Genomic DNA, 25,828 nt, shown 5'->3' with positions numbered 1-25,828 from the left:
CAAAAAACCGAAAGTTGCGCACAGCTCCTTGTGGACCGGTGTGCGGGGGACCTACTGTCGCGTCACCCCCCGACCCTCGGACGCCCCGAGAGAAGTGAGCACCGGATGCGCCGTATCCCCCTTCTGGCCGTGTCGGCCTTACTCGCCCTCGCCGGGCTCGCCCCGGCCACCCCCGCGGCCGCCGCAGGACGGGCTCCCGTGGTGACGCGAGCGGGCCTGGACCCCGCCCTGGTCGCCGGGCGTGGCGCGGCCGTGGACTTCGCCGAGCAGGAGGCGGAGAACGCCGCCACGAACGGCACCGTCATCGGCCCCGACCGGACCGCGTACACGCTGCCGTCCGAGGCGTCGGGCCGCCGGGCCGTGCGGCTCGCGCCCGGCCAGCACGTCGAGTTCACGCTGCCGGCCGCGGCCAACGCCCTGACCGTGCGCTACAGCATCCCGGACGCGCCGGGCGGCGGCGGGATCACCGCGCCTCTGGAGGTCACGGTCAACGGCGGCGACCGGCGGACCATGACGCTGACCTCGCAGTACTCCTGGCTCTACAACCAGTACCCGTTCTCGAACGACCCCCAGGCGGACCTGCTGCACCCCGACTGGTGGATCACCGAGTGCGCGTGCGTGCCGGACGCCACCACTCCGCCGCCGGTCGTCGCCAAGCCGTTCCGCCCCCACCACTTCTACGACGAGCAGCGGCTGCTGCTCGGCCGCGCCTACCGGGCGGGCGACCGGGTACGGCTGACCGCCCCCGCGCGCGGCGGCGCGGCCTGGACGGTCATCGACCTGATGGACTCCCAGCTCGTCGGCCCGCCGCGGCTGGTGCCGGGGGCGAACGTGGTGGCCTTCGGCGCCGACCCCACGGGGCGGCGCGAGTCGGCGGAGGCGTTCGACCGGGCCATCGCCTTCGCCAAGCGGGCCCGGCTCAAGGTGTACGTGCCGCCGGGAACGTACCAGGTGAACCGGCACATCATCGTGGACGACGTCACCATCGCCGGCGCGGGGAGCTGGCACACGATCATCAAGGGCCGCGAGGTCGCGCTGCCCGCCCCCGCGCCCGACGGCTCCGTCCACACGGGCGTCGGCTTCTACGGCAGGCCCGCCGCCGAGGGCGGCAGCAGGAACGTGCACCTGTCCGGCTTCGCCATCGAGGGCGACGTGCGCGAACGCGTGGACACCGACCAGGTCAACGGCGTCGGCGGCGCGCTCAGCGACTCCACGATCGAGGGCCTGCACATCCGCCACACCAAGGTCGGCATGTGGTTCGACGGGCCGATGACGAACCTGCGGATCACCGGGAACATGATCGTCGACCAGGTCGCCGACGCGATCAACTTCCACACCGGCGTCACGGACTCGGTCATCGCGGGCAACGTCATCCGCAACACCGGCGACGACGCCATCGCCCTGTGGTCGGAGAAGAGCGCCGACGCGGGCAACCGCGTCGAGCGCAACACCGTGCAGTCGCCCGTGCTGGCCAACGGCATCGCCGTCTACGGCGGCCGGGACAACACGGTCTCCGGCAACCTGGTGGCCGACCCGGTCCGCGAGGGCAGCGCCCTGCACGCCGGCTCCCGCTTCGGGGCCGAGCCGTTCGAGGGGCGGCTGACGATCTCCGGCAACACCACGGTGCGGGCGGGGACGTACGAGCTGAACTGGAACATCGGGCTCGGCGCCCTCTGGCTCTACGCCCTGGAGCGGGACATCGCCGCCGACGTACGGGCCACCGGCAACCACTTCCTCGACAGCACCTACAACGCGATCATGCTGGTCAGCGAGTGGTCGGTGAAGGACCTGTACGCGATCACCAACGTGCACTTCAAGGACACCCGCGTGGACGGCACGGGAACGTCGGTGGTGAGCGCCCGGGTCAAGGGGTCGGCGACGTTCGAGAACGTGGACGCGCGCAACGTCGGCGCGGTCGGCGTGAACAACTGCGGCTCCTTCGGCTTCCCGCCCACCGGCTCGGAGTTCACGCTGACCGACCTCGGCGGCAACGACGGCGGCTGGCTCGCGCCGTGGATGCTGCCGAACACGATCACCTGCGACGACCGCCCGCCGGTGGTGCCGCCCCCGCCGCCGTCCCGCTGGTGAACCGGAGCGCTATCCGCGCATGCCCTCCAGGCCCCTGACCACGGTGGTGGTCAGGGTGCCGACCTCGCCGATGCCGATCGTCACCGTGTCGCCGTCCTGGAGGGTGAACGGCAGGTCGGGCACCAGGCTCGTGCCCGTGGCCAGCACCGCGCCGTCGGGGAAGACGTCCGCGCGGAACAGGTAGCCGGCCAGCTCGTCGAGGCGGCGGTGCAGGTCGGAGGTGGACGACTTGCCGTCCCACACGATCGCGCCGCCGCGGGCGATGGTGAGCGTGATGTCCAGCGCGTACGGGTCCGCGACCTCCCACGCGGGCCGGATGGCCGGGCCGACCGCGCACGCGCCCAGGTAGATCTTGGCCTGCGGCAGGTAGAGCGGGTTGACGCCCTCGATGGTGCGGGAGCTGACGTCGTCCACGACCGTGTAGCCGACGATCTCGCCGGCCGCGTTGAGCACCAGGCCGAGCTCCGGCTCCGGCACGTCGATCTCCGAGTCCGCCCGCACCGCGATGCGGCCGCCGTCGCCGGTCACCTTCCAGGCCACGGACTTGAAGAACAGCTCGGGCCGCTCGGCGTCGTAGACCAGCTCGTACACGTCGGCGGCCCGCTCGCTCTCCAGCACCCGCGCCTCGCGTGAGCGCCGGTAGGTGACGCCGGCCGCCCACACCTCCATCAGCCCGTCCACCGGGGCCAGCCTGCGCACCGCCGCCGAGGGGTGCCGGGCGCCGTCGGGGGCGGTGACGCGCTCGCGCAGCTCCGCGGCCGGCAGCCGCAGCAGCTCGCCGACGGTGGTGACGCCGGACAGCTCGGTCACGTGCTCGCCGTCGTCGACGCCGACCGCGTCGGCGCCGGACAGGGGGCTGACGAAGCGTACGATGTGCATGCCTGCTCCTACCGCGAAAGTCCCGTTCGACAGCAAGTCTCCCCTATCACGCCTTTCGCCGTCGCGTCAGACCACGTCGAAGTCGGCCATCATCGCCATGTCCTCGTGCTCCAGGTTGTGGCAGTGCAGCATGTACCTGCCTCGGTGGCCGGCGAAGCGGGCCAGCACGTCCACGACCTCGTACGGCCGCACGTCCACGGTGTCCTTCCAGCCGCCGTCCGTCGCCGACGGCGGCCGCCCGTTGCGTGCCAGCACCAGGAAGTGGGCCAGGTGCAGGTGCACGGGATGGTGGAAGTCGCTGGTGAAGCGCCAGACCTCGGCGGTGCCGAGCCGGGGCCGGGCCAGCGGGACGCCGGGCCGGTAGGGCTCGCCGTTGATCGTCCAGGCGGTCTCGCCGCGCCGGAAGTCGAACCGGCGGGTGGCGACCGCCGGCCCCACGTCGGCGGGGCGCATCGCCCTGCGGGAGAGCGCCTTCGGCACCGCGCTGTCGTCGGCGGCGCGGCGGGCGACGACGAAACGCATCACGTACCCTGCGGAGCCCTCGCCCAGGGCGTTGACCAGGGTGACCGCGGTGCCGACGGGGTAGGCGGAGAAGTCGACCAGCACGTCCTGCCGCTCGCCGGGCGCGAGCGGGATCTCCTCGTGCGCCACCGGCGCGGCCAGCAGCCCGGCGTCGCTGCCGATCTGCACGAACGGCGTGCCGCCCGGCGCGAGCCGCAGCAGGTAGCGGCGGGCGTTGGAGGCGTTGACCAGGCGCAGGCGGTGCCGGGTCGCGGTGACCTCGGCGACCGGCCAGGGAGCGCCGTTGACGAGGACGACGTCGCCCTCGACGCCCTCCATGTGGTCGCCGCCGAAGTGCCCGCCCGCCGCGTGGTCCGGGTAGCGGAAGGAGCCGTCCGCGGCGAAGGAGCGGTCGCAGATGAGCAGCGGCAGCTCCCGCTCGCCCCTGGGGAGGGGCAGGGCGTCCTCCTCGTCGTCGCGTACCAGGGCGAGGCCGGCCAGGCCGCGCCACACCTGCGGGGCCGTGTGGTCCATGCGGTGGTCGTGGTACCAGAGGGTGGCGGCGGGCTGGTCCACCGGGTAGCGGTACTCCTTCACGCCCTGATGGTGGGTCTCGGGGTGGCCGTGATGGTGGGCCGGGTAACCGGCGGGGACGACGAGGTCGGTGGGGTAGCCGTCGGCGTCCGGCGGGTTGACGCCGCCGTGCAGGTGGGTGGAGGTCGGGACGGGCAGCTCGTTGCGTACCGCGACGGTGACCGGCCGGCCGCGCCGCAGCTCGAACATGGGGCCGGGGAAGGTGCCCGCGTACCCCCAGATCGGGGTGCGCAGGCCCGGGAGGATCTCGACCTCGGCCGCCCGCTGGGTCAGCTCGTACCGGCCGGGGCCGACCGGCCGGGCGGGCGTGGGCACCGGGAGCGGCACCGTGAACGGCCTGGGCAGCGGCGCGAGGCTGGGCAGCAGCTCGCCGGAGCGCGCCCCGCACCCGGCGGCGGCGAGCCCGGCCGCGCCGAGCGCCCCCAGGAACGCCCGCCTCGACAGCCCGCTCATGCCGCGCTCCCCCGGCCGAAGCGCCAGGTCCAGGCGGTGAAGACGGCCGACAGCCCGAAGACGGCCATGCCGAGGGGGAAGTGCAGCGCGATGACCCGCCACTGGCCGAGCGCCACCTGGGCCGTCTCGGCCGCCACGATCCCCAGGCTGGCCAGCGCCGGCCACAGGGGGCCGCGGGCGGGCCGCCACAGCAGGACCGCCGCCAGGAGTTGCAGGTACAGCAGGCTGTGGGTGACCCCGGCGTTGTCGCGGTGCCAGGCCAGCAGGTCCACGTCGCCGGTGACGAAGAGCCCGGCCAGCGCCGCCTGGGCCAGCACGCCGGCCAGGTGCGCGGTGGCGAGACCCCGCAGCGGCCACAGGACCCACGAGGGGGTCGGGGAAGGGGTGGTCATGGGACGCCATCGTGCGCGGCCGGGCTCCCCTCGGGCGTCGCCCGGCGGACGGCACTGGGGCGTACTCCCCGTGGAGTACGCCGGCCCGTTCCCGCCGCTGACGTACGCCCGCCGGACGACGCCCGGCCCGGCGGCGACGCTCTACGGTGTGGGCATGAGCAGCCGGAGAACCGACGCCCTGATCGCCGTGGGCGCCCTCGCCGGGATCGTCGGCGGCACGTACGCGAACCTGTCGTGGGCCGGTCCCGGCGAGCGGCCGCTCGACCCGGCGGGACTGATCCTGATCAACGTCACGGCGCTGTCGCTGGCCTGGCGGCGCGCGGCCCCGCTGACGGCCGGGATCGTCGCCGTCGCGGCGGGCGCCGTCTACTACGCCGCCCACTACCCGGGCGTGTTCGCCGCCGGGCCCGCGCTGGCCTCGATCTACACGCTCGCCTCGCTCGGCCGCCGGGCGCAGGCGATCTGGCTGGCGGCGGGGCTGGCGCTGCCGGTGTACGGGCTCATGGCGCTGGCCGATCAGGACCCGTCGGCCGGCGACGGGATGACACTGCTGAGCGGCTGGCTGGTCGCGATGGTCGTGATCGGCGAGGTGACGCGGAGCGGGCGGGCGTACCTGCGGGCGGTGGAGCAGCGCGCCGAGGAGGCCGAGCGCACCCGCGAGGAGGCGGCGCTGCGCCGGGCCGGCGAGGAGCGGCTGTGGATCGCGCAGGAGCTGCACGACTCGCTCACGCACACCATCTCGGTGGTCAACGTGCAGGCCGCGGTGGCGATGGAGCTGATGGACCGGGACCCGGCGCGGGCCAGGGAGGCGCTGGCGGCGGTCAAGGACTCCGGGCACGAGGCGATGCGCGAGCTGCGGGCCACGCTCGGCGTGCTGCGGCGGGCCGGGCCGGAGCGCGAGGCGGAGGCCGGGCTCGACGGGCTGCCCGGGCTGGTGTCCAGGGCCGGGCGGGCGGGGCTGCGGGTGTCGTACGAGGTGACCGGCGAGCCGTACCCGGTGCCGCCGGGGGTGGGGCGGGCCGCGTACCGGATCGCGCAGGAGGCGCTGACCAACGTGCTGCGTCATTCGGGCGCGGCGTCGGTCGCGGTGGCCGTCGGCTACGATCCGGCGGGGATCACGCTGCGGGTGGACGACGACGGCGAGGCCGGGACGGTCACGCCGGGGATGGGGCTGATCGGGATGCGCGAGCGCGCGGTCGCGGCGGGCGGCTCGCTGACGGCCGGGCCGGACCCGGCCGGCGGCTTCAGCGTGCGCGCCGACCTGCCGGTGCCGGCGGTGGCGGCCAGGTGATCGAGGTCCTGCTGGCCGACGACCAGCCGCTCATCCGCGCCGGGTTCAAGGCGCTGCTGGAGCTGACCGACGACATCCGGGTGGTCGGCGAGGCCGGCGACGGAGCGCGGGCGGTCGAGCTGGCCCGGCGGCTGCGCCCCGACGTGGCGCTGCTCGACGTGCGGATGCCGCTGCTGGACGGCATCCAGGCCACCCGCAGGATCGGCGCCGACCCCGAGCTCGACGGCGTCCGCGTGGTGATCCTCACCAACTACGCGCTCGACGAGTACGTCTTCGCCGCGCTGCGGGCGGGGGCATCCGGCTTCCTGCTGAAGGACATCGAGCCGGGCGACCTGCTGCGGTCGGTGCGGGTGGCGGCCCAGGGCGAGGCGCTGCTGTCGCCGTCGGTGACGCGCCGCCTCATCGAGGAGTACGTCAGCACCCCGCCCCGCCCGGCCGCCCGCCCCGAAGGGCTGGAACGGCTGACCGAGCGGGAGCGCGAGATCGTCTCCCTGGTCGGCCGCGGCATGTCGAACGAGTAGATCGCCGCGCACCTGGTGATCAGCGCGGCCACCGCCAAGACGCACGTGAGCCGGTCGATGACCAAGCTGGGCGTGCGCGACCGGGCGCAGCTCGTCGTCCTCGCCTACGAGTCGGGGCTGGTCGTGCCGGGCGGCCGGCCGTAGCGGGCTCAGCCAGTCAGACTCAGCCTGTCAGACTCAGCCCGTCAGCAGGACATAGGCGTTCAGCACCCAGATCAGCGTCCACAGCAGGACGGCGCCGAGCCGGCCGTCCACCGTGCGGTCCCCGCTCATCAGGACCACCTCGCTTCCCCTTCCGCTCATCGTCGTCCTACCCGCTGACCGGCTTGCCGAGCGCGCTGCCGGCCAGCCAGTCCTCCCACGCCTTGGCCCACGGCGTCGGGCCGTTGCCGAAGCGCAGCTTCCTGGAGGTCCCGGTGACCTCGATGACGTCGCCGCGCTGGGTGAACTCGTAGAACCAGCGCGCGTCCTCCGGGCTGGCGTTGACGCAGCCGTGGCTGACGTTGCGGCTGCCCTGCGCGCCCGTGGACCACGGGGCGGCGTGGAAGAAGGTGCCGCTGTAGGTCATGCGGACGTTCCACTTGGTACGGATGCGGTATTCGCCCGGCTTGCCGACGGTCGCGGAGTCCATGATGGTCGTGGCGGCCTTCTCCTGCGCGATCATGACGCCGGAGTAGCTGTCGTCGCCGGGCTTGCCGAGGCTGACCGGGATCGTCCTGACGACCTTGCCGCCGTCCCGCACCACGGCGCGGTGCGTGCTCGCGCTGACCTTCGTGATGTGCGAGGGGCCGACCGTGAAGCTCAGCTCGCGGTCCTTCGTGCCCCACACGTCCTCGCCCGCGCGCAGCCCCGCCAGATGCGCCACGACCGTGACCTTCTCCCCCACCGGCCAGTACTCGCGCGGCCTGAACTGCACCTCGCGCTCGCTCACCCAGCTCCACGCGCCCTCGACCGGCTCCGACATGCGCAACTCGAGCGCCCGCTCGATCCGCGCCCGATCCGCCTTCGCGGTCACCGGCCGCGACAGCAGGAGCTGCACGGGCATCCCGACGCCGACCTTCTCGCCGTCCAGCGGCGACATGCCGCTCTCCAGCACCCGCTTCGGCTTGAGGGTGGTGAATGTGGCCGTCGCCGTGACCGGCTTGCCGTCGGCGCCCGTGGCCTCGGCGCTCACGGTGTAGCGGGCCGAGGGCCGTAACGGCCACCGGGGGCGCCAGGTGCCGTCGGCGGCGAGCGTACCGCGCACTTGGCGGCCCTTCGCGTCGGCGACGCTCACGCCGGTGAGCTTGCCCTGCGCCACCTTGACGGCGACGCCCGTGTCCGGCGGGACCTTCGTGGTGCCGTCGGCGGGCGTGATCGCCAGCCCGGCCACCGGGCCTCGCTCCGCCGGCGTGCCCGCGCCGCCCGGCCGCGTCTCACCGCCGATCCCGCCGGCTGACGTGCAGCCGGCGGCCAGGAGCAGCGCCGCGGCGAGGGCGCCGGTGATCGTCGTGCCGTTCCGCATGATGCCTCCCGCCTGAGGAGAGCGGACAGTCGCGCGTGTGAGCCACCGCCTCTTCCCCCGATGACGGCGGGCATGCGGATCACGGCCTCACGACCGACAATACGGACACCGGGACGACGTGGTTCATGCCCTTGGCGGCGCTCAGGCGAAGCGCTCCACCGTGACCGGGATCAGGCCCTGCCGGCGCACGGCCTGCCGGTGGTAGTTCAGCAGCGCCTCCAGCGTGGCCAGGGAGCCGCCGCCGAGCCGGGCGGTCACGTCCACGCACCAGGCGATCCCCGACCCGATGCGGCGCAGCTCCCACGTGAAGCCGTGCCCGCCCGTGCTGACGGACGCCTTGCCGACCACCCGCGGATCGTTCGTGGGCTCCAGCCGGAGCGCCGCCTGCGCGGCCGCGAGCCCGTCCGCGCCCAGCTCGCCGGCGAACAGGATGCGGTAGCGGCGGTCCCCGGCCTCCCCCGAGCTCAGCCGGAGCGGGGCCGTGGTGGGCAGCGGCTGGCGGCGCCGGAAATGCTCCCGCAGCTCCTCCTCCTCGGGCAGCTCTCCCCCGCCGAGCCGCGCGTACGCCTCCCGCGCCGTGCGCCGGCCGGCCGGCCGTACCCGGGCGCGGAGCGCGCCGTCGGAGCGGATGAGCCTGCTGACCTCCGGCGCGGCCAGCCACTCCCCGGTCTCCGATCCCCACTCGGCGCTGTCGATGCCGGCCGCGGTGAAGTCCTCGCAGAGGACGAACTCCTCCACGAGGACTCCCGCCAGGGACCGGTCATGTGCCGAGGTGGAGATCAGGTAGTAGTCCATTCCCCGCATGATCCTCGGCCCCGGATCGCCGGATCAAGTTTCCGCGCCGTGCCGGGGCCGGTCGCCGTCGTCGGTCTGACCGCAGGAGAAGGGAAGTGTGGCATCGGGGAGAACGGTTCACCGCGAACCAGGTGCGAGTGGCGGATGTCCAACCGATCGGGGATGGTCCCGGCGGGCGGGGCCGGCGAGCGGGGGATCGGATGAGCACGGGTGCGAGGCGGGGGACGGCGCGGGTGGCCGCCACGGTGGCCATGGCCGCCGCGATGTGCGCGACAGTCCACCAGCGACTGGACGCGGGAACGATCCAAGCCACCGCCCCGGCCCCGGCCGGGAGCACCGGCGTGGCCCCGGCGCAAAGCACCGCCGTGGGCCCGGCCGGCAGCACCGCCGTGGGCCCGGCCGGCAGCGCCGCCGTGGGCCCGGCCGGCAGCGCCGGCCCGAGCCCCGCCCTGGGCACTGGCACTACCCCGAGCGCCACCCCACACCCCACCCAGCACCCCGCCCCGAGCCCCACCGCGAGCTCCGGGGCGGGGGCGGCCGTCGCGGCGGAGGGCACGAGGCGGTCGGTCGACTGCCGGCAGGTCAAGTGCGTGGCGCTGACCTTCGACGACGGCCCCGGCCCGTACACCGACACGCTGCTGCGCCACCTCGCCGCCCACCAGGCGCACGCCACGTTCTTCGTCGTCGGCCAGAACGTCGCCGCCTACCCCTCCGTGCTGCGCCGCGCCGCCGCGGCCGGGCACGAGATCGGCAGCCACACCTGGTCGCACCAGGACCTGACGAAGCTGTCCGCCGCCGGCGTACGCTCCGAGCTGGCCCGCGCCGACGAGGCGATCAAGGCCGCCGCGGGCTTCGTGCCGGCGCTCGTCCGGCCGCCGTACGGGGCCTTCGACGACGCCCTCCGCGTCAGGATCAAGCGTCCGCTCGTGCTGTGGAGCGTGGACACCCTCGACTGGCTGCACCGCGACAGCGCCCGGGTCGCCAGGGTGGCGATCAGGTCGGCCAGGCCAGGCAGCGTCATCCTGTTCCACGACATCCACCGGACGACCGTCCGGGCCATCCCCCGGGTGCTGAAGGCGTTGTCCGGGAAGGGGTACACGTTCGTCACCGTGAGCCAGTTGTTCGACGGCCGGCCGCCGCGCCTGGTCTACGAGGGGGACGCGCCGCACCGGAGCTGAACCCGGATCTGTCTGAACTTTTCCTGACACGCCCCCGTATCTGTCGGTGTGAGCGGTGGTCGCGTGTGAAACCCGAGCAGGAAGGACGCTTCGGCGGCACCGACAGCAGGGACGGCGCGCAGGCCGGCCGGGCCGGCCTGCGCGGCCCCCGCTCGATGGTGTTCGCCGTCGTCTGCGTGTACGCCGCGCTCGGCCTGCACACGCTGGCCGGCGGCTCCGGCGTCGGCCCTGGGCTGCTCGCCGCCGCCACCGCCGCGACCGGAGCGGGAGCCTTCCTCCTCGCCCGCCGCAGGCGCTCGCTCGGGACGCTGGTCGTGGCCGCCTTCGCCGCCCAGTACGGCATGCATCGCCTCTTCGGCCTGGGCGCCGCCGCGCCCGCCTCCTCCCATCACGCACACGAGCACGGCGGCGGCGAGCTTTCCACGGGGCTCGGCATGCTGGTCGCGCACGTGGTCGTCGCGGCGCTGTCCGCCTGGTGGCTGCACCGGGGCGAGACGGCGCTGGGGATGTTCCTGACGCTGCTGGCCCGCGCGGTGCGCGGCTTCTGGCGCGGCCTGACCGCCCGCGCCCCGCTCCCGGAGACCGGCGCGGCCCGCCCGGTCGTGCCCGCTGCGGTCGCCGTCCGGCAGCCGCAGGTCCTGTCGGGGGCGATGTGCCGCCGGGGACCGCCCGTCCGGCGCTGACGTAGCCCTTTTCCGTTTCCGCAGCTCGCGCGGCAGGTCGACGCCGCGCGGCCGCTCCGCCGTGCCCGGAGACCCGGCACGGACCCGCCACGCCGCCCTGCCCGCGCGCCCCCGTGAGGAACCGCCGTGCGCGCAGGCCGGCCGCGCGCCCCCACCCCTTCGCCTCAGGAAGCTCTCCGCGCGCGAAACCTCCCGCGAGGAGCCTCCGGGCGAGGAACCCCTCCGTAAGGAACGGAGTCCCCCCATGACCTCAGTCGAGGCCCGCCCCGTCAGCGCCACCGCCCCTCCCGCCACCTCGTCCCAGCGTTACCGCGCCGTCTGGCGGTGGCACTTCTACGCGGGCCTGTTCGTCGCCCCCGTGCTGCTCGTGCTCGCCGTCACGGGCTCGATCTACCTGTTCAAGGAGCCGTTCGAGGCGTGGCGCTACCAGGACGTACGGGAGCTCGCGCAGCCGGTGGCCGCGCCGCGCCCGCTGTCGGAGCAGATCGCCGCCGCCCAGCGGGCGCGTCCCGGCGCGCCGGTGATGTCCGTCATCCCGCCCGCGTCCCCTGACCGCACCACCCGGGTCATCCTGCAGGGCGCGGACAGCGGTCCGTTCGCGCAGGGCGTCTCGGTCTACGTCCATCCCGGGACGGGCGAGGTCGTCGGGCAGATCGACGACGCGGCCACGTTCATGCGGGTGGTGCGGACGATCCACGGCGAGCTGATGTCCGGCACCGTGGGCGACCGGGTGGTGGAGGTGGCCGCGTGCTGGGCGCTGATCCTCGTGGCCTCGGGCACGTACCTGTGGTGGACCGGCCGCAGGACCAGGAGCAGGGCGTCGCGGTCGGCCCGCGGCCGGCTGCTCCGCCTGCACGTGCTGGTCGGCGTCGGCGCGGGCGCGGTCGTGGTGTTCCTGGTCATGTCCGGGCTGCCGTGGTCCGGCGTGTGGGGCGACGGGCTGCAGCGCGTCCAGGAGCGGACGGGCTCGACCGCGCCGAGCGCCGCTGACTTCCCGAGCACCTCGACGCCGCCGCTGTCCGGCGAGCTGTCCGGGAACCCGGACGCGAAGGTGCCGTGGGCGGCCGAGCGGCTGCCCGTGCCGAGCTCCGGCGGCGAGCACGCCGGGCACGGGGGCGGCGGCGGGGTGCTGCAGCCCGGCGCGCTGCCGGTGGAGGCCGCGCTGGCCGCCGCCGGGCCCTCGGTCGCCTCGTGCGCCGAGTGCGACGTCAAGGTGCTGCTGCCGGACGGCCCGACCGGCGTCTACACGGTCGTGGCCGAGCCGCGCCGCGACCCGTCGGACGCCCGTACGCTCCACGTGGACCAGTACACGGGCAAGGTGCTGACGTCGTACGGCTGGGCCGAGTACGGCACCGTCGCCAAGCTCGTCGAGCAGGGCATCGCGCTGCACGAGGGCCGCAGGTACGGGCCCGCCAACCTGGCCGTCATGCTGGCCGCCTGCCTGGCGCTGATCACGCTCGTGGTGACCGGCGCGCTGATGTGGTGGAAGCGCCGCCCCCGGGGCCGCGCCGGTGCGCCCGCGCGGCCGACGGACCGGCGCAGCGCGTACGGGGTGATCGCCATCATGGCGGTGCTCGGGCTGGTGTTCCCGCTGGCCGGGGTCACGATGGCGGCGGTGCTGCTGCTCGACCGGCTGGTGCTGCGGCGCATCCCGGCGGTGGCCAGGTTCGTGGGCTGAGATCCCCAGGCGCCGCCCGTCAGCTGGGCTCGACGGGCGGCGTGCCGTGCGTGTGGAAGGACTCGATGGTCTTCAGCCCCCACGCCTGGCCCTTGGCGCGCTCGGCCTCCGTCCAGGTCACCACGCGCCAGTCGGGGGCCAGGACGAGCCGGGTGAGCGGGTTGCACAGCTCGATGCGGTTGCCGCCGGGTTCGTACACGTAGAGGAAGAACGTCTGCTGAATGGCGTGCTTGTGCGGGCCGGTCTCGATGTGGACGCCCCGCTCCAGGCAGATGTCGGCGGCGCGCAGGATGTCCTCGCGGCCGTTGGTGGCGAACGCGATGTGGTGCAGCCGTCCCGAGGAGCCCGACCAGTCGTCGGTGAAGACCAGGTCGTACGACTTGTTGCCGAAGTGCAGCCACTGCGCCGCGATGCGGCCGCTGTCGAGCATGATCTGCTCGGTGACCCGGGCACCGAGCACGTCGCGGACGAAGGCGCCGTTCGCGGCGGCCTCGGCGGCCAGGAAGTTGACGTGGTCGAGGCGGCGCACGCCCACGCCGTGGCCGGGGAACGCCTGCGGCTGGTTCTTCAGCGCCGGGCGCAGCTCCTCGGGGGCCTCGTACCACTCCGACTCCCAGTACAGGTGCAGCTCGTGCCCGTCGGGGTCGCGGAAGGCGTACGTCGGGCCGCGCCCGGCGTCGCCGTCGCGCCAGCCGATGCCGAGCCCGGAGTCCTTGATCGCCGCGATCCGGCGCTCCAGCGCCTCCTGACTGCTCGCGCGCAGGCCGGTGGCGCGCAGGCCGGAGGTGCGGTGGGCGGTCAGCTTGAGGCTGTGGTGCTCGTAGTCGTCGTAGGTGCGCAGGTAGACGGAGTCGCCGTCCTCGCCGGCGCGGGTCATGCCGAGGATCTCGGTGAAGAACCACAGGCTCCGCTCGGGCTCGGGCGTGAGCAGCTCGGCGTAGGCGAGGTGGGCGACGTCGTGCAGCAGGGCGTTCATCGGGTCGTCGGTCCTTCGTCCGGTCGCGGGCGGGGGAAGACCGTCCCGTCGAAGAGCTTGCGGGCGGTGCGTACGTTCGCGGCGCGCACGGCGGCCGGCGGGTCGGTGGTGAGGTCGAGCTCCACCTCGACCTCCAGGTGCCCGGTCGGGTGCTCGACGGCCACGCGCGGCCCGCCGGGCAGCCGGGCGAAGCGGCGGGCCACGCCGTACGGCAGCAGCGCGGCCGTCACGACGCTTACCGCGCCGAGCACGCCGATCGAGGTGTGCGGGCGGACGGGGATGAACGTGCGCGTGCACAGCGCGCCCCCGTCGCGGGGCGGCGCGACGAGCGTGGTCTTCGGCACGGACGCGCCGGTGACGTCCCCGAGCCCCATCAGCTCCCCCGCGCGCAGGCGCAGCGCCTGCACCCGCCCGGCGAGCGCGGCGTCGGCGGCCAGCTCCTCGTACGGCTCGTAGCCGGTGAGGCCGAGATCGGCCGCCGCCGCCACGACGACCGGCATGCCGTTGTCGACGCAGGTGACCTCGATGCCGTCGATGACGTCCCGCTGGTTGCCGGTGGGCAGCAGGCTGCCGGTGCTGGAGCCGGCGGTGCCCGCGAAGCCGAGCACCACGGCCGCCGCCGTGCCGGGCACGCCCGAGATGGCGGTGCCGCCGCGGTAGTCGACCCGGCCGCCGGGGGTCGGGAAGCGGGCGGTGGCGAGGCCGCCGGTGTTGACCAGGCGGATGCGGGTCTCGGTGTGCTCGCCGCCCGCCCGGATCAGCCCGCGCTCCACGGCGAACGGGCCGACGCCGGCGAGCAGGTTGCCGCAGTTCTGCGTGCCGGTGACGGCCGGCTCGTCCACGGCCACCTGGAGGAACAGGTAGTCGAGGTCGGCGGCGGGGTCGGCGGACCGGGACACCACGGCGACCTTGCTGGTCAGCGGGTGGGCGCCGCCGATGCCGTCGATCTGGCGCGGGTCGGGGCTGCCGAGGACGCGCAGCAGCAGCTCGTCCCGCTCGCCGGGGTCGGCGGGCAGGTCGCCGGCGAGGAAGTACGCGCCCTTGGAGGTGCCGCCGCGCATCAGCATGCAGCGCACGCCGGCGTCAGGCACCGTGGTCCCTGGCGTACTCGTCGGCGGTCAGGTAGACGACGCCGAGGTCCGGCAGCCGCTCGCGCAGCCCGTACCGGTCGAGGCCCAGCTCGCCCTTCATGAACGCCTCCCGCGTGGCGGCCTCCTTCGCGGCCCGCGCCTCGGCGGCGGCGATGCCGCGCTCCAGGTCGCCGCGCGGCACGACGAGCACGCCGTCGTCGTCGGCGAGGATCACGTCGCCGGGCCGGATGATCTGGCCGCCGATGGCGACCGGCACGTTGACGGCGCCAGGTGTGGCCTTGACGGTGCCCTGCGCGCTGACGGCCGCGCTCCAGGCGGGGAAGCCCATGGCCCGCAGCTCGGCGACGTCCCGTACGCCGGCGTCGATCACCACGCCGCGCACGCCGCGGTGCCGCAGGGCCGTGGCGAACAATTCGCCGAACATCCCGTCCGTGCACGGCGAGGTCGTGGCGACCACCAGCAGGTCGCCTTCGCGGCACTGCTCGACCGCGACGTGGATCATCAGGTTGTCGCCGGGCCGGCAGATCGCGGTGACGGCGCTGCCGCCGACGCGCGCCCCTGGCCAGGCGGGGCGCAGGCGGGGGCCGAGGTAGCCGGTGCGGCCGATGGCCTCGTGGACGGTGGCGACGCCGTACGCGGCCAGGACGTCGACGCGGGCCAGGTCGGGGCGCGGGATGCCGGTGACGACGACGTTCCTCATGCGAGGGTGCCTCATGCCAGTTGGTCCGTCACCTGCGGGTAGAGCCGCATGAACGCCTCGGCCCTGGTGTCGTGGGACAGCCCCAGGTTGGGGCCGGCGTTGCGCTTGAGCTGCACGCCGCGGCGTACCGCGAGGTCGGTGTAGTAGTCCCACATGTGCTGCTGGGCCGGCAGGCACTCCATGGCCTTGCGCTTGGCCTCGAACACGGGGGTGATGTCGAGCAGCACGTCGGGCTTGAAGTCGCACTGCTCGGGCTGGTGCGGCTCGAAGAAGAACACCGGGGGCGCGCCGAGCGGCTCGCCGGGGGCGTCGTAGCCGATCGCCTGGGCCAGCACGCGGGCCTGGAGCGCCATGCGGGCCGCCGCCGGGTGGTCGCCGTTGTACGGGTCGGCGAGCGGGTGCGTGAGGACCACGTCGGGCTCGGTCTCGCGGTGGACGCGCACCAGCCGGTCCACCAGTTCCGGCGTCTCCACCAGCGGGTAGTCGCCCGCGTCGAGGAACTCGATCTCGGCGCCCAGCGCGGCGGCGGCGTGCTCGGCCTCCTCCCGGCGGATGGCCTTGATCTCGTCGAGGGTGTGACCGGCGCGCCACGCCTTGGCGGACTCGCCGCGTTCGCCGTAGCTGAGGCAGACCACCTTGGCCCGGCCGCCGCGGTGCGCGGCCAGCGCGATGGCGCCGCCGGCGCGCCAGACGAAGTCGCCCGCGTGGGCGCTGATCACCAGAAGAGTCACGTCCCGACGCTATGAGCGGGTTCGGCAGATTGTCAACACTTTCGTCACCAATTGCGCGCTGAGGGCCGATACCCTCTGAGGCAGCAAGGAATCGACAATATTGTCAACGATGGAAGGATCGGGAGCCCATGGAGAGACCTCTGGTGGCATTGCTCGGCCACGGCGAGGCCGGCCGCGCTCTCGCCACCGGCCTCGGCCCGCTGGTACGGCTGCGCGTGTACGACCCGGCGTACCCGCCGGGTCGTCCAGCGGGAGAGCCTGCGGGAGGGCCTGCGGAAGGGCCTGCGGAAGGGCCGGTGGGAGAGCCCATGGAAGGACCCGCAGGAGGACCGGCGGAAGGACTCGCAGGAGGACCGGCGGAAGGGCTCGCAGGAGGACTCGCCGTTGAGCCCGTGGGAGGGCTCGCCGTTGGGCTCGTGGGCAGTAATGCGGAGGCCGTGTGTGGGGCCGAGGTCGTGATCGCCGTAACCACCGGGGCCGACAGCCTGGCCGCCTGTGCGGAGTCAGCCCCGCACCTCAAGCCCGGCGCGCTCTACGCCGACCTGTCGACCGCCGCTCCACGCGACAAACGCGAGATCGCCGCCCTGGCGGAGGCGGTCGGCGCGGTCGCCGTGGACGGGGCCATCATGGCGCCCGTACCGCTGCGCGGCCTGGCCACGCCGATCCTGGCCAGCGGCGCGGGCGCCGAGCGCTTCGCCGCCTTCGGCCGCGCCCACGGCATGGACGTGACCCCGATCGGCGGCGACCCCGGCGACGCCGCCGCCCGCAAGCTGCTGCGCAGCGTGCTGGTGAAGGGCCTGAGCGCGCTCGCCATCGAGGCGCGGGCCGCCGCCGAGGCCGCCGGGCTGGCCGAGTGGTTCTGGGAGCACCTGGTGGAGACGGTGACGAGCGCCGACGAACGCTTCGTACGGCGTCTGCTGGAGGGCGCCGGGCAGCACGCCGTACGGCGGGTGCACGAGATGGACGCGGCCACCCGCATGCTGGAGGAGCTGCGCGTCCCGCCCACGATGACCGCCGCCACGGCCGCCACCCTGCGCAGGGTCACCGAGACCGGCCTCCCGCCCCTCCCCCGCGGCGACCGGTCCCCGGAGCCGGGGACGATCAGTCCGGACTCGACTCCAGGGCCTTGACCACGCTGCGCAGGTGTTGCTGCATGCTCGTCTGCGCGGCCTCGGGGTCACGCGCGACGATGGCCGCCACGATCAGCTCGTGCTGCGGCAGCGACACGGCCGCCCGTCCCGGCTGCCGGGCCAGGCGGAACTTGTGCCGCACCACCTGCGCCCCCAGCCGTTCGATGATCGCCGCCGCGGTGCGGTGCCCGGCGATCTCGCGGATCCCGGCGTGCAGGGCGACGTTGAGCTCGGAGTAGCGGTCGAGGTCGTTGGCCTCCACGGCGGCCCGCATGTCGGCGACGATCGCCCGCAGCCCGGCGGCCTGCTCCGGCGTCACCCGCTCGGCGGCCTTGTACGCGGCCAGCCCCTCCAGCACCATGCGGACCTCGGTGATCTCGACGGCCTCGGCCTTGGAGATCGCCCGGACCCTGGCGCCCTTGTTGCGCATGATCTCGACCAGGCCCTCGGACGCCAGCTCCTTGAACGTCTCACGCACGGCCGCCCGGCTCGCCCCGAACTGCTCGCACACGTCGGCCTCGATGAGGCGCTGGTTGGGCACGAAGTCCCCGCCGAGTATGACCGCCCGGACGCGGTCGGTCAGCGTCTCGCTCAACGAACCTCCTCCCGCCGTCTGCGTGCACCCAGGCAGACAATATTATCGACAATCACCCGCCCACAGGCGTCGTACCGCTTTCGATCATTTCATTCCCGGACTGTCGGTCGCCTCCGATAGGTTCCCGGATCAGTTGATCAAGCCGTTCGCGCAGGAGCGGGCACTCCCGCCTGCCCCGCGACCGGCGAGGCAGGAGGTTACGACGCCGTGGACGCGGACAGAACCGCGTGGGAGCAGCGCAGCGTGGTGCGGGTGGTCGCGCCCGTCGAGCCGCGCAAGCTGGCCAAGGTGCCCTTCGTCGAGCTGGCCGACGGCCGGCTCCAGGGGGTCGTGTCGAGCGGATCCGACATCGAGCGGGTCTACGTCTCCTCCATCACCGCCGGCAGCCTGGCGATGAGCTGCAGCACCAACAACAACCGGCCCTGCGGGGCCCTGCACGGCTACGCCTGCAAGCACGTACGCCTGCTGGCCGACGAGGCGATCCTGCAGTACGGCCTCGATCGGGTGGCCCGCTACCTGCGGGTGGAGGCGGACCCCGCGACCGGGCTGAACCTCGACGGGCCGGTCGAGCGCACGCCGGCGGCCGTCGTGTTCAGCCGGTTCCTGCGCCACCTGGCCTACCTGGAGGTCCCCGACAGCACGGAGCCGCTGGCCGAGCTGCACTGGTTCCCCGCGATGGGAGCGGTGCGCCGATGAACGACCTGCTGACGAACGAGGTGAGCGGCTGATGCTCGACCTACAGCTCGGTGAGCTGACCGCGGCCGGGCCGGACGGCGTGGACGAGGCGCTCGGCCTGGTGGCCGGGTTCGACGGCGCGCTCGCGCACGGCTTCGCCAGGATCGGCGAGGAGCCGGCGGCGGCGCTGGCCGCCCTGGCGGGCGCGATGGCCGGCGGGCCGCTCGGCGAACGGGCCATCGAGGCCGTGGACAAGGTGATCGCGGGCTCCATCGGCGACGAGCACCTGGCGGTGCTGGCCGGCGCGCGTGCCGCCCTGACCGGCGCGGTGCACGACGCCCTGATGGCGAGGCTCGACACCGCCCTCAGCCGCGCCCGCGCCCCCTGGGAGGCCGCGTCGGCGACCGGCGCCGTGCCTCCCGGCTCCGCTCCAGCGGCCGGCGCAACGTCCCCCGACCCAGCTTCAGCGACCGGCGCCGCGCCTTCCGGCGCCGCCCCTGCGACCGGCGCGGAGATTCCCGCCAACCTGCTGGCCGGCTGCCGGGCGTGGCTGCGTGAGCTGGCCATCGCCGGCTGGCGCGGCGTCGACCACGACGTGGTCGCCCCGTCCGACCAGGCGATCGAGGCGCTGCTCGCGGTGCCCGCGCTGCGCGGACTCGCGGTGCTGCTCGACGGACTGGCGGCGGAGCTGCGCGCGTCCTGCCCGGTGGGCACGATGGACCGGCTGCCCGCCCGCCGCTGGGGCGACCTGTGGACGAGGGGCGTGCTCCTCTCCCGGTCCGGCCCCTGGCACGGCGGCGCTGAGCCCGTGTCGGGCCGGCTGCTGATCCTCGGCGCCGACGTGCACGAGCACGCCACCGTGGTCCGCGTCCAGGTGCACGGCATCCTGGAGCCCGCCGGCGGCGGCCCGGCGCGGCTGGTGCGCACCGGGGTCGCCGCCGCCAAGGTCGACACGATCGTCGGCCCGGCCGTGTGGCGGCTCATGTCCGGCCATCCGGTGCTGCTCGGCGCGCTCGCCGGGCACCGCGCGCTCGACCTCACGGACATGCCGCTGCTGCCCGGCGGCGACCTGGTGTGGCACGACGACCGGGCCGCCACGGGCGAGGAGGCCGACCCGTTCACCACCGCCCGCGTGCTGCTCGGCGCGGCGCAGGCGGCGCCAGTCCCGCCGCTCGACCGCCACCCGGTGCGCATCGCCGAGCCGGTGCTGGTCGAGGGCTACAAGGTCGACGGCGGCACGCTGGAGCTCGGCGGCAGCAGGATCGAGCTCGACCTCGACCGGCTGCCGACCGGCACCCCGCTGACGCCCGAGCTGGTGGCGGCCTCGTCGGCCTGCCTCGGCCTGGTGCGCTGGGACGGGCGGTGGCTGCTGCAGCCGCTCGCCGTCCAGGCCACGGTGAAGAAGAAGCCGGTCACCGCGCACACCGGCGACTGGGCGCTCGGCCCCACCGACCCCAAGGTGGTCAAGGCCGAGGCCAAGGCCGGCGACGCGGTGGCGGTGCTGCGCGAGCGGGCGGGACGGTTGCTGCGCAAATGACGGAGAAGAACGAGAACGGCGACGCGGGGGTCCACCCCGACGAGACCCGCCGTCAGGTGCTCTACTGGCGGCTCATGTCGCGGCTGTTCGGCGCCGACGAGCAGCCCGCGCTGGAGAGGTCCAGCCTGGCCGTCGTCGAGGACCTCGGCCTGCCGCCCGCGCTGCTCGACCCGGGCGTCTCGGTCGACACCCTGGTCCAGCGCCACCCCGCGCTCGCCGACGAGCTCGACGACCTGCTGTCCGACAAGGAGCACGAGGCGGGCGGCGAGGTCCGCCGCGCCGCGCTGGTCTCCAAGCTGCTGCTCAACGTCTTCTGCACCGGCTCGGGCAACGTGACGGCCCAGCAGCTCGAACGCTGGAAGCGGGACGCCGGCTGGCTGAGCAAGGGCCGGGGCACCGAGTCCGGCGGGCGGGGCCACAGCCCAGGCGACGACGAGGTGGCCGCCGTGCTCGCCATGATCGAGGGCGACCTGGTCAAGCGCATGCGCCTGCGCGAGGTGCTGGCCGACCCCAACCTGGCGCGGCAGCTCACGCCGAGCATGTCGCTCATCGAGCAGCTGCTGCGTGACAAGCACAACCTGTCGGGCGTGGCGCTGGCCAACGCCAAGGCGCTGATCCGCAGGTTCGTGGACGAGGTCGCCCAGGTGCTGCGCACCCAGGTCGAGAAGACCAGCGTGGGCGTCATCGACCGGTCGGTGCCGCCGAAGCGGGTCTTCCGCAACCTGGACCTCGACCGGACCATCTGGAAGAACCTCACCAACTGGAGCCCCGAGGACCAGCGGCTCTACGTGGACCGGCTCTTCTACAAGCACACCGCGCGCCGCACCACCCCGGCCCGGATGATCGTGGTCGTCGACCAGTCGGGCTCGATGGTGGACGCGATGGTCAACTGCACGATCCTCGCCTCCATCTTCGCCGGGCTGCCCAAGGTGGACGTGCACCTCGTCGCGTACGACACCCGGGCCCTCGACCTGACCCCGTGGGTGGCCGACCCGTTCGAGGTGCTGCTGCGCACCACGCTCGGCGGCGGCACCGACGGCACGGTCGCGATGGCGCTGGCCCGCCCCAAGATCGCCGATCCGCGCAACACCGTCATGGTGTGGATCAGCGACTTCTACGACAACCGCTCACTGATCACCGACTTCGAGGCCATCCACCGCTCCGGGGTGAAGTTCATCCCCGTGGGCTCGGTCAACAGCTCCGGCCACCAGAGCGTGGACCCGTGGTACCGCCAGAAGCTCAAGGACATGGGCACCCCCGTGCTCTCCGGCCACATCCGCAAGCTCGTCTTCGAGCTCAAGAACTTCCTCACCTAGGAGACCCCCTGATGAGTGACGACATGCTGCGCGCCCCCGCAGAGGTCAAGTACGCCGACGAGCTCGACTACCTGGAGTCCGTCGACGACAACCCCAAGCCGTTCTCGTGGCGGCTCAGCCCCAAGATGATCCGGCTGTTCATCCTCGGCTCCGAGCGCGCCGACGGGCTCGACCGCGAGATCCCGCAGAAGTGGTTCGGCGACCGCAGCTTCGTCGAGCGCAGCATCGTGACGCTCGCCTCCGACCGGGGCCTGCTGCTGATCGGCGACCCGGGCACCGGCAAGAGCTGGCTGGCCGAGCTGCTGTCCGCGGCGATCTGCCGCAACTCCACGCTCGTGGTCCAGGGCACCGCCGGCACGACCGAGGACCACATCAAGTACTCGTGGAACGTGTCCATGGTCATCGCCAAGGGCCAGTCGCGCCAGTCGATGATCCCCTCGCCGATCATGACGGCCATGGAGCGCGGCGTCATCGGCCGCTTCGAGGAGCTGACCCGTTCGACCAGCGACGTCCAGGACGCGCTGATCTCGATCCTGTCGGAGAAGTACGTCTCCATCCCCGAGCTGGACGACGACAACATCGTCTTCGCCCAGCCCGGCTTCTCCATCATCGCCACGGCCAACAGCCGCGACCGGGGCGTCAACGACCTGTCGTCCGCGCTGAAGCGCCGCTTCAACTTCGTGCGCATCCCGGTCGTGACCAACAAGAACAGCGAGGCGGAGATCGTCCGCTTCCGTACCGAAGAGCTGCTGCGGCGGCACCGGATCGAGCTCGACCTGCCGCCGACGCTGCTCGACATCCTGCTGCAGAGCTTCGCCGACCTGCGCTCGGCGGCCGCCTCGGCCACCAGCGACGACGAGCGGCTGGAGTCGGCGCTGTCCACGGCCGAGCAGATCGGCGTGCTGGAGGACGCCATCCTGCACAGCCACTTCTTCGGCGACCGGGTGCTGCGCGCCCAGACGCTCGCCGGGTCGCTGGTCGGCTCGCTGGCCCGGCGCAGCCCCGAGGACCTCGCGATACTCAACAAGTACCTGCACGGCGTGGTGGAGCCGCGCGGCAAGAAGGACGGCGGGCCGTGGCAGGAGTTCCTCGAGGGCGGTCGCGACGCCATCGCGACACTGTCTTGAGCGGGGCTGTCTTGAGCGGGCCCGACATGAGCGGGCCTGACATGAGCGGGCCTGACATGAGCGGGCCCGTGGAACGCGACGACCCCGCGGGCGCGTTCGGCCCGCTCAGGGACCAGCTCGCGCAGGCCGCGCGCGAGTTCGGCGGCGACGCCGTCTCGGCGGTCCTCACCGGCATGGTCGACGACGTGGACCGGGCGCTGCGCGAGGAGCTGGAGATCTTCCCGGTCTGCCACCATTCGCCGGCCTCGGCGCTGGCGATGGTGCGCAGGCTGCGCGACAAGCAGCCGAAGGTCATCTACCTGGAGCTGTGCGAGGACCTTCAGCCGCTGCTCACCGAGCTGCGCAACTGCCGGCTGCCGGTGGCGGTGCAGGCGTTCGCCACGCACCTCGACGGGTTCCCCCAGGAGTGGGCGCCGCTCAGCGTGGTGGCGCCGATCACCGAGGCGTCGGCCGAATACCAGGCGATCGCGTACGCGCTGGAGACCCCCGGCGTGGAGCTGGTGCTGGTCGACCGCTCCACCGACCACGTCTTCCAGTGGGCCGCGAAGGAGGACGCGCCCGAGGGCGAGCACGCCCGCCCCCAGGGCGAGGAGGCCGGGCTGCACGGCGACGCGATCGGCGTCGAGATCGGCGACCTGCGCCCGCGCTTCGCCGAGCTGGAGGAGCACCTGCTGCACCACGGCAAGGTGCGCCACTGGTCGGAGTGGTGGGACCAGTACGTCGAGCAGCCCCTGTCCGGCGCCGACCACGACACCTACCGCCAGGTGATGACGCTGATCGGCAGCCTGTTCCGCCGGCTGAGCCGCGACCCGGCCCGGCTGGCGGCCGACGAGGACCGCGAGCGCTACATGTGGACGAGGATGCGCGAGCACCTCGCCGCCACCGGGGCCGACCCCGCCGACTGCCTGTACGTGTGCGGCGCCTTCCACGCCGCCAGCGACGTCGAGCAGTTCGGCGTGCGCTCCACCGCCCCCTTCGCGATCACCCCGCGCACCGGCACGACCTGGCTGTACGGGCTCATCCCCTCCAGCCACTCGGCCATCGAGGCGCAGTTCGGGCTGGCCTCGGGGTCGGTGTCGATCGCGGCGGCGACGTGGGCGAAGGCGGTCAAGCGCGACAGGCTGACGCCGTACCGGCTCGCGGGGCAGAAGAGCACCGGCAAGCAGGCGGCACGCAAGGCCGCGCCGGCCCCCGCCGTCGATCCGGCCCCCGCCGACCGGCTCACCGGGTTCCTGTCCCGGCCGCCCGTGCTCGACGCGCTCGACGAGGCCGAGCTGCTCGGCTGGTGCGTGGACATCGTCCGGCTGGCCCGCCGCAACGGCTACCTCGCCAGCACGGCGGACGCGATCGCGGTGTTCGAGACCTCGATCCTGCTGGCCGGGATGCGCGGCCGGGCCCGGCCCACCCCGTACGACTTCCAGGACGCGGCCGTCACCTGCATCGAGAAGGACGTCGTGCCCGGCCGCAGGGACGTGGCCCGGCTGTGCGAGATCCTGCTCGGCAGCGACCGGGTCGGCGCGGTCGGCTACGACGCCCTGCCGCCGCTGGCCAGGAACGTCCTCGACCGTCTCGCCCCGCTCGGGCTCGACCTGGAGAAGCGGACGATCCAGCGGGCCCTGCTCGACCTGCACGCCGATCCCGACCTCCGGCCCTGCTCCGACCTGCTGTGGATGCTGCGCTACCTGCTGCCGCCCGAGGCCGTACGTCCCATCATGGGCGAGCGGCGGCTCGGTGAGCGTTCGATCCAGGAGAGCTGGGACCTCGCGCTCGGCAAGCACCAGCGCTCGCTCATCGAGCTCGGCTACGACGGCGTGACCGTCGAGCAGGTGCTGGAGCAGCGGCTGCGGCGGCGGGTCTGGGCTCCGGAGGCGACGGCGGCGGTCGCGCTGGCGGCGGTCGAGGACGCCGTGCTCTACCTCGGCAGCCGGCGCTTCGCCGACGAGCTGGGGGCGCGGGCGGTGGAGCTGCTGTCCGCCGAGCGGAGCGCGGACGACGCGCCCGAGGTGCTGAGCCGCATCCGTCGGCTGCTGGCCTACTACCGGGCGAACGAGCCGGTGCTGCCCGCCTGGTGCGAGGAGTTCGCCACCGCCGGCTACGCCCACTACTGCACGCTGCTGCCGACGGCGTTCGTCGACGACGACACCGGCGTGCGGCAGGTGGGGGCGATGCTCGGGTTCCTGTTCTCGATGGAGAGCCTGGCGCTGGCGCTGGGCTGCGACCGGGCGCAGCTCGAACTGGCGGTGCGGCAGTCGCATCCCGAGGCGCCGGCCAAGGTGGCGCTGCTGTGGGCGGCGCGCACCCAGCTGGGGCTGCTGACCGTGGCCGAGCTGCGGGAGCGGTGCGAGGAGCTGCTGGGCAACCCGCTGGTGGTGCCGTCGTTCCCGCAGTACATCATGGGGTTCGTGCAGGCCATGGAGCCGGTGCCGGCGCTGTCGGGGTTCGTGGTGGAGGTGATCTCCAAGGCGTTCGGGCGGCTGCCCGACCCGGTGCTGCTGCCGTGGCTGCCGAAGCTGATCACGACGCTGCGCACCGAGGCCGCGGAGCTGATGCCGGCCCTGGTGCGCGAGGCGGGCCGTACGTTCCCCGGCTCGCTGGCCGAGGTCGACTCCTGGACTCCGCCCTGGTCGCCGCGTCCGGCCCCTGCCGCCGGGGCCGTGTCCCGGCCGGCCGCCGCGCCCGCGGGTCCGGCCGCCGAGCTGCTGTCGGCCCACCGTACGGCCTGCGACGCGGTGGCGGTCCTGCTCGGCTGCGAGCCCGTCTGGCACGAGGCGGTCTCCGCGCCCGCGTCCCCGGCGGCCCTCCTCGTGGCCGCTCACCCGGAGCCGGCCCAGGCGCTGGCCGCCCTCCTCGGCTGAACGTGCCGCCCCGCCCGGGATGCCGGGCGGGGCGGGCGGGGCGGGCGGCTACGGGAGGGGGAGGACTGCGGTGGCCTCGACCTCGACGAGCTGGTCGGAGTAGCCGAGCACCGTCACGCCGAGGAGCGTGCTGGGCACGTCGTGGCCGTTCATGTGCTCGCGGTAGACCTTCCAGGCGGTCACCAGGTCGGAGCGGTCGGTCGAGGCCACGTACACGGTGGTCTTGACGAGGTCGGTGAGGGTGGCGCCGACGGCGGCGAGCGCGTCGGCGAGGTTGCGCATCACCTGGTGGGTCTGCCCGGCGACGTCACCCGGGCAGACGGTCGCGCCGTGGGCGTCGAGCGGGCAGGCCCCGGCCGCCCAGACGGCGCGCACGGGCACGTCGGCGACAGCGGCGTACGCGTACTCGGCGGGAGCAAGACCAACATCCCGGATCAATCGGACAGCTTGCGTCATGCGGCCAGACCCTACTGGCCCCGCCGGGATTTTCGCGCGCGAATTATTGACGCCCTCCGCAGCTTGAGGTTACGGTCGTCTC

General features: G+C 73.9%; 22 protein-coding genes and 1 pseudogene. 12 read left to right on the top strand and 11 right to left on the bottom strand.

Features of this window, described 5'->3' with window-relative positions:
• Positions 1–105 precede the first annotated feature (105 nt).
• Positions 106–2,088 carry a glycosyl hydrolase family 28-related protein gene (locus tag AC27IY_RS01950; RefSeq protein WP_487176928.1) on the top strand — a complete coding sequence of 661 codons (1,983 nt, stop codon included), beginning with the start codon at positions 106–108 and terminating at the stop codon, positions 2,086–2,088.
• Positions 2,089–2,097: 9 nt separating this feature from the next.
• Here the strand turns inward: AC27IY_RS01950 and AC27IY_RS01945 are convergent, their stop codons facing one another.
• The 3 genes from AC27IY_RS01945 to AC27IY_RS01935 all read right to left on the bottom strand — a co-directional run bounded on the left by AC27IY_RS01945 (position 2,098) and on the right by AC27IY_RS01935 (position 4,907).
• Positions 2,098–2,967 (bottom strand): fumarylacetoacetate hydrolase family protein, encoded by an 870-nt coding sequence (locus AC27IY_RS01945; RefSeq protein ID WP_487176927.1) that lies wholly within the window; start codon positions 2,965–2,967, stop codon positions 2,098–2,100.
• 66 nt (positions 2,968–3,033) lie between these two features.
• Positions 3,034–4,515, bottom strand: coding sequence for a multicopper oxidase family protein (locus tag AC27IY_RS01940; RefSeq protein ID WP_487176926.1), 1,482 nt, complete (start codon positions 4,513–4,515; stop codon positions 3,034–3,036).
• Complete coding sequence (locus AC27IY_RS01935) at positions 4,512–4,907, bottom strand: hypothetical protein (RefSeq protein ID WP_487176925.1); 396 nt, start codon at positions 4,905–4,907, stop codon at positions 4,512–4,514. Before AC27IY_RS01935 ends, AC27IY_RS01940 begins: the two co-directional genes overlap by 4 nt.
• On the opposite strand from AC27IY_RS01935, the gene AC27IY_RS01930 reads away from it, so the two are divergent.
• Both AC27IY_RS01930 and AC27IY_RS01925 read left to right on the top strand, forming a co-directional pair.
• A complete protein-coding gene (locus tag AC27IY_RS01930) occupies positions 4,906–6,198 on the top strand; it encodes a sensor histidine kinase (protein ID WP_487176924.1) in 1,293 nt (430 codons plus the stop codon). The two genes, AC27IY_RS01935 and AC27IY_RS01930, sit on opposite strands and share 2 nt — an antisense overlap.
• Positions 6,195–6,863, top strand: a pseudogene (locus tag AC27IY_RS01925) (response regulator). The gene AC27IY_RS01930 and the pseudogene AC27IY_RS01925 overlap by 4 nt, the downstream one beginning before the upstream one ends.
• A 166-nt stretch (positions 6,864–7,029) precedes the next feature.
• Here the strand turns inward: AC27IY_RS01925 and AC27IY_RS01920 are convergent.
• Positions 7,030–8,223 carry a L,D-transpeptidase gene (locus tag AC27IY_RS01920; RefSeq protein WP_487176923.1) on the bottom strand — a complete coding sequence of 398 codons (1,194 nt, stop codon included), beginning with the start codon at positions 8,221–8,223 and terminating at the stop codon, positions 7,030–7,032.
• Positions 8,224–8,364: 141 nt separating this feature from the next.
• On the bottom strand, positions 8,365–9,018 hold the full coding sequence (locus AC27IY_RS01915) for a hypothetical protein (RefSeq protein WP_423445051.1): 654 nt from the start codon (positions 9,016–9,018) through the stop codon (positions 8,365–8,367).
• Between the two features lie 200 nt (positions 9,019–9,218).
• Between AC27IY_RS01915 and AC27IY_RS01910 the strand changes: the two genes are divergently transcribed.
• From AC27IY_RS01910 to AC27IY_RS01900, 3 genes are all read left to right on the top strand, one after another.
• On the top strand, positions 9,219–10,196 hold the full coding sequence (locus AC27IY_RS01910) for a polysaccharide deacetylase family protein (RefSeq protein WP_487176922.1): 978 nt from the start codon (positions 9,219–9,221) through the stop codon (positions 10,194–10,196).
• Positions 10,197–10,261: 65 nt separating this feature from the next.
• A complete protein-coding gene (locus AC27IY_RS01905) occupies positions 10,262–10,879 on the top strand; it encodes an MFS transporter (protein WP_487176921.1) in 618 nt (205 codons plus the stop codon).
• A gap of 244 nt (positions 10,880–11,123) precedes the next feature.
• Positions 11,124–12,557 (top strand): PepSY-associated TM helix domain-containing protein, encoded by a 1,434-nt coding sequence (locus AC27IY_RS01900; protein WP_423445053.1) that lies wholly within the window; start codon positions 11,124–11,126, stop codon positions 12,555–12,557.
• 19 nt (positions 12,558–12,576) lie between these two features.
• Here AC27IY_RS01900 and AC27IY_RS01895 read toward each other — a convergent pair whose 3' ends face one another.
• The 4 genes from AC27IY_RS01895 to AC27IY_RS01880 are packed head-to-tail and all read right to left on the bottom strand — an operon-like array spanning position 12,577 to position 16,055.
• Positions 12,577–13,533, bottom strand: coding sequence for a catechol 2,3-dioxygenase (locus AC27IY_RS01895; RefSeq protein ID WP_423445054.1), 957 nt, complete (start codon positions 13,531–13,533; stop codon positions 12,577–12,579).
• Positions 13,530–14,624, bottom strand: a complete 1,095-nt coding sequence (locus tag AC27IY_RS01890) for a 4-oxalomesaconate tautomerase (RefSeq protein WP_487176920.1) — start codon at positions 14,622–14,624, stop codon at positions 13,530–13,532. The genes AC27IY_RS01895 and AC27IY_RS01890 overlap by 4 nt, the downstream gene beginning before the upstream one ends.
• Positions 14,617–15,324: a 4-carboxy-4-hydroxy-2-oxoadipate aldolase/oxaloacetate decarboxylase gene (locus AC27IY_RS01885; RefSeq protein WP_487176919.1), complete on the bottom strand. Its 708-nt coding sequence runs from the start codon at positions 15,322–15,324 to the stop codon at positions 14,617–14,619. The genes AC27IY_RS01890 and AC27IY_RS01885 overlap by 8 nt, the downstream gene beginning before the upstream one ends.
• 11 nt (positions 15,325–15,335) lie before the next feature.
• Positions 15,336–16,055, bottom strand: a complete 720-nt coding sequence (locus AC27IY_RS01880) for a PIG-L deacetylase family protein (RefSeq protein WP_344204637.1) — start codon at positions 16,053–16,055, stop codon at positions 15,336–15,338.
• Positions 16,056–16,183: 128 nt separating this feature from the next.
• On the opposite strand from AC27IY_RS01880, the gene AC27IY_RS01875 reads away from it, so the two are divergent.
• Entirely contained in the window at positions 16,184–17,185 is a 1,002-nt protein-coding gene (locus tag AC27IY_RS01875; RefSeq protein WP_487176918.1) for an NAD(P)-dependent oxidoreductase, read from the top strand.
• Here AC27IY_RS01875 and AC27IY_RS01870 read toward each other — a convergent pair.
• Positions 17,157–17,780 carry a GntR family transcriptional regulator gene (locus AC27IY_RS01870; RefSeq protein WP_423473109.1) on the bottom strand — a complete coding sequence of 208 codons (624 nt, stop codon included), beginning with the start codon at positions 17,778–17,780 and terminating at the stop codon, positions 17,157–17,159. The genes AC27IY_RS01875 and AC27IY_RS01870 overlap by 29 nt on opposite strands.
• Positions 17,781–17,987: 207 nt before the next feature.
• On the opposite strand from AC27IY_RS01870, the gene AC27IY_RS01865 reads away from it, so the two are divergent.
• The 5 genes from AC27IY_RS01865 to AC27IY_RS01845 are packed head-to-tail and all read left to right on the top strand — an operon-like array spanning position 17,988 to position 25,290.
• Positions 17,988–18,476, top strand: coding sequence for a hypothetical protein (locus AC27IY_RS01865; RefSeq protein WP_487176917.1), 489 nt, complete (start codon positions 17,988–17,990; stop codon positions 18,474–18,476).
• A 31-nt stretch (positions 18,477–18,507) separates the two neighbouring features.
• A complete protein-coding gene (locus AC27IY_RS01860; RefSeq protein ID WP_487176916.1) occupies positions 18,508–19,992 on the top strand; it encodes a hypothetical protein in 1,485 nt (494 codons plus the stop codon).
• Positions 19,989–21,308, top strand: coding sequence for a VWA domain-containing protein (locus AC27IY_RS01855; RefSeq protein ID WP_371249320.1), 1,320 nt, complete (start codon positions 19,989–19,991; stop codon positions 21,306–21,308). Before AC27IY_RS01860 ends, AC27IY_RS01855 begins: the two co-directional genes overlap by 4 nt.
• A gap of 11 nt (positions 21,309–21,319) precedes the next feature.
• On the top strand, positions 21,320–22,435 hold the full coding sequence (locus AC27IY_RS01850; protein WP_344204645.1) for an ATP-binding protein: 1,116 nt from the start codon (positions 21,320–21,322) through the stop codon (positions 22,433–22,435).
• 56 nt (positions 22,436–22,491) lie between these two features.
• Positions 22,492–25,290 (top strand): DUF5682 family protein, encoded by a 2,799-nt coding sequence (locus tag AC27IY_RS01845; protein WP_487176915.1) that lies wholly within the window; start codon positions 22,492–22,494, stop codon positions 25,288–25,290.
• A 48-nt stretch (positions 25,291–25,338) separates the two neighbouring features.
• Here AC27IY_RS01845 and AC27IY_RS01840 read toward each other — a convergent pair whose 3' ends face one another.
• On the bottom strand, positions 25,339–25,746 hold the full coding sequence (locus AC27IY_RS01840) for a RidA family protein (RefSeq protein ID WP_487176914.1): 408 nt from the start codon (positions 25,744–25,746) through the stop codon (positions 25,339–25,341).
• Positions 25,747–25,828 lie beyond the last annotated feature (82 nt).

The sequence above is a fragment of the Nonomuraea sp. B208 genome, from assembly GCF_057536035.1.
This window is presented reverse-complemented; position numbering and strand designations above follow the sequence as displayed.